General features: G+C 39.7%; 2 protein-coding genes. Both read right to left on the bottom strand.

What is annotated here, in order from left to right; all coding sequences use genetic code 11:
* Nucleotides 1–14: 14 nt before the first annotated feature.
* Nucleotides 15–305, bottom strand: coding sequence for a type II toxin-antitoxin system RelE/ParE family toxin (locus tag GVO63_RS19365; RefSeq protein ID WP_159582078.1), 291 nt, complete (start codon nt 303–305; stop codon nt 15–17).
* Nucleotides 298–519: hypothetical protein (locus GVO63_RS19370; RefSeq protein ID WP_012518669.1), on the bottom strand; the 222-nt coding region annotated here is incomplete at its 5' end. The genes GVO63_RS19365 and GVO63_RS19370, both read right to left, overlap by 8 nt.

Raw genomic sequence — 519 nt, forward strand, 5'->3', positions numbered from 1 at the left:
TTATACGCAATTGGTCAGAATAACTTTTTAACATCGCGATAAAAGTTTTCATGAGAGCCAAGAGCTATCAATCCAAGTATTATAGTGCCATCCTCGTAGCTGTAACCAAGTAAAGTTAACTGCTTGACCATCTTGAATTTGTACACACGAAGAAAGGCTAGGCCGCCTTTTTTCTGCTCGCCTAGAAGAGGAGCGGCCATTAGCTCCTTAACAGCTTTATCCAAGTCTTTTTTCTGATTCTGATGTAACTTTTTTACTGCTCTCTTAAAATTAGCTGTCTGTAAAACACTGGTAATCCTAGCCAAAATCGTAAGGTTCCAATTTTCCTGCCTCTTTTTCAGCTTTGGAGATAATTGCCTGTTTTACGAATTCGTAAGGCAAATCTGGATTATCTTCCATCATTTCACCTATCTTAGCCCAATGCTCTATCTGTTTTGGCATAGTTCGGTTTAGTGCTTTGCCCATAATTGTAGCTTTCTCAACTAGATCTTGGTCTAGTCTTACGCTCGCGGTTGCCAT

This window comes from Alteromonas sp. KUL106, assembly GCF_009811415.1.
In the GTDB taxonomy this organism is placed as follows: domain Bacteria; phylum Pseudomonadota; class Gammaproteobacteria; order Enterobacterales; family Alteromonadaceae; genus Alteromonas.